Genomic DNA, 2,847 nt, shown 5'->3' with positions numbered 1-2,847 from the left:
GTCGACGTCGATCACGACCGTCCGCGCCGCGTCGAGCCGCGCCTGCAACGCCGACGGCTCGATCCAGTCGATCGGCTCGGGGCCGCGCAACACGCGCAGCGGCTCCGGGCCGATTTCGGCCAGCGCATCCGGCGCGCGGTCGATCACGTACACCTCGTAGCCGCCGAGCTGTTGCAGCCACGAAGCCGTCAGCCGCGCCCGCACGCCGTCGGTGTCGGTCAGCACGATGCGCGCGCCGCGCGTGCCGACGTATTCGTCGGTGGCCTGCACGAGCTGGCCGCCGGCCGCGTGGCGCCAGCCCGGCGCATGGCCCGCCGCGTATTCGGCCGGATCGCGCACATCGAAGCGATACAGCGTGCGGGTGCCCTGCTCGGCCTCGAAGCGCTGCAATTGCGCGGCGTCGATCAGCGGCACCTGCGCGCGTTCGGCCAGCGTCGCCGCAAGCGCGCGCGCGGCGGAAAGCGCCGCCTCGGACGGGCGCGGCGCATGGCGGATCGCGCCGTGATCGAGCGTCAGGCCTTCGAGCAGCCAGGCCATCGAGCCGCCCGTCAGCGCCGCGACCGGGTTCGGCACGCCGGCATTGATCAGCGATTGCGCGCCGATGATGCTGCGCGTGCGGCCGGCGCAATTCACGACGATCAGCGTCTGCGGCGACGGCGCGACGTCGAGCGCGCGATACAGCAGCTCCGCGCCGGGGCAATCGAGCGCGCCCGGAATGCTCATGCGGCGGAATTCGTCGAACGGCCGGCTGTCGAGCACGACCAGATCCGCGCCCTGCGCCTGCAGCGCGGCCAGCGTGGCCGCGTCGATGTTCGGCGTGCCGAGGGCGTGCTCGACGATCTCGCCGAACGCCTTGCTCGGCACGTTCGTACCGCTGAATATTTCGTGGCCGGCGGCCGCCCACGCGTCCACGCCGCCCGCCAGCACCTGCACGTCGGCATAGCCGAAACGCGCCAGCGCGGCGGCCGCCAGTTCGGCGTCACCGCCCGGCGCGCCGTTGTCGTCCACCAGCACGACCGGCGTCGAGCGGCGCGGCACGAGCCGGTCGATCAGCAGGCCGAGGCGGCCCACCGGCGCCACCGACGAGAACAGCAGATGCCGATCGAACGCGCGGCCCGCCTCGCGCACGTCGAGCACGGCCAGCTCGCCCGGCGAGGCCAGCCGATCCTGCAAGGCCGGCACGCCGAGGCGGGCCGCAATCACGGGTTCCGTCATGAAATCCTCCTGGATGAGACGCGCCGCGGCGCGCCGGAATCAGAACTTGTTGAACAGGCCGATCTTGACCATCGTCTGGTTGCGCCCGGCCGACGACAGCCCGTTGGCCGAATCGCCGAGCGAGGCGGTGGCCGCGACCACGTTGCCGTAGGCGTCGAGCGTCGAGCCGTGCGCGTGCTGGTAGCCGCCGTACAGGTACAGGCCGGTGCGCTTGCTCAGGTTGTAGAAGCCCACCGCGGCCAGCGTTTCGTAGCGCGGGCGCGGCGCGCCGTCGGCCACCGCCTGCCCGATCGTCCAGGTCAGGCTGGTGCCGAGCGTGACCTGCGGCGACGCCTGGTAGCGCGCGCCGATGCCGGCCGAGTTGAACGCCACCGAACGATGGAACGACGACGCGACCGACGGTTGGTACTGCGTATAACCGTAGTTCGCGCCGAACGTCAGCGCGCCGATCGTGTAGTTCGCGACCGCGTCGGCGATCTGCACGCGGCGCGCGCCGGTGAAGCCGGCCGTCACCGACGAGCCGAAATTGCCGTCCGCCGAGCCGGCCCAGGTATTCGTGGCCGCGCCGCTGTTGTCCATGCGCAGATAGGCGACGCCGGCCGCCACCGGCCCGTGTACGTAGTTGACGCCCGCGCTGACGCTGCTGTTGGTGTTCAGCGAGCCGGCGGTGTTGCCGAAGCCGTACAGCAGCTCGGCGTTCCAGCCGTTCCATTGCGGCGAGCGGTACTTGACCGAGTTGTTGATGCGGATGCTGTTGTCGTAGTTCGACAGGTCGCCCGGATAGGTGCCGATGCCGCCCGCGAAATCGGCGCCGTACGATTCGAGCAGGTCGGTGATCGCCTCGTATTGGCGGCCCAGCGTCAGCGAGCCGTAGCGATCGCTCTGCACCCCGAAGAATCCCTGCCGGTTGAACAGGCTGCCGCTCGAGCCGAGCGCGCCGTTGCCGAGGTTGAAGCCGTTTTCGAGCTGGAAGATCGCGGCGAGCCCGCCGCCCAGATCCTCCTGCCCCTTCAGGCCCCAGCGGTCGCCGTAGTCGCCGCCGCTCGCGAAGCCCACGCGCGAGCGCCCGACCGTGCGCGCCGGCTGTCCGGCCGAGCCGGCCGCCGTGGTGCTGGCCACGTTGCTGATATAGGACACGCCGCCGTCGACGATGCCGTACAGCATCACGCTGCTCTGCGCCTGTGCGGAGGATGCGGCGAGCGACGCCGCCCCCGCCACGATGCCGATTGCCATGTTGCGTTTCACTGTCTGCTGCTCCAAACCGATTGATTGTGTTGTCGTGATGCGATGGGTGCGATGGGTGCGATGGATGCGCTCAGCGCGGTGCGTCGCCGAAGTCGTGTTCGACGATCGCCACCTCCCAGCCAAGCCGCGCGAACCACTGGCCGACCGTGACCGCGCGGTTGCCCGGCGCCGAATCGATCAGCGCGAGCCGCGCCTCGCGCACCGCCGCCCATTTGCCGAGCCAGATGCCGAGCTGGCCGCCGGGCGCGTTGACCGAGCCGGGCAGATGGCCGCGCGCGAACGCGTCGGGCAGGCGCACGTCGAGCGCATAGGTGGTGCGCGCCGGATCGCGCAGCCAGCCGGCCAGATCGGCGGCGGTGTGGCGTGCGAAGCGTTGCGAGACGGGCG

3 protein-coding genes are annotated in these 2,847 nt (G+C 71.1%); all 3 read right to left on the bottom strand.

Annotation, left to right across the window (positions count from 1 at the left end):
- Nucleotides 1-1,215, bottom strand: a 1,215-nt coding sequence (locus tag G3N92_RS32710; protein ID WP_206131662.1) for a rhodanese-like domain-containing protein, incomplete at its 3' end; no start/stop codon positions are given.
- Nucleotides 1,216-1,254: 39 nt separating this feature from the next.
- Nucleotides 1,255-2,448 (bottom strand): porin, encoded by a 1,194-nt coding sequence (locus G3N92_RS32705; protein WP_206131661.1) that lies wholly within the window; start codon nt 2,446-2,448, stop codon nt 1,255-1,257.
- Nucleotides 2,449-2,530: 82 nt separating this feature from the next.
- Nucleotides 2,531-2,847 (bottom strand): rhodanese-like domain-containing protein (locus G3N92_RS32700; RefSeq protein ID WP_277396219.1); only part of this gene is annotated, 317 nt, incomplete at its 5' end.

It is taken from the genome of Burkholderia sp. Ac-20379 (genome assembly GCF_017104645.1).
Classification (GTDB): domain Bacteria; phylum Pseudomonadota; class Gammaproteobacteria; order Burkholderiales; family Burkholderiaceae; genus Burkholderia.
The sequence above is the reverse complement of the archived record's forward strand: the minus strand, read 5'-3'. Positions and strand labels throughout refer to the sequence as shown.

What these genes read in the sequence shown, in the direction of transcription:
- G3N92_RS32705 (WP_206131661.1), bottom strand. Translation starts at nt 2,448, where the DNA reads ATGGCAATCGGCATCGTGGCGGGGGCGGCGTCGCTCGCCGCATCCTCC.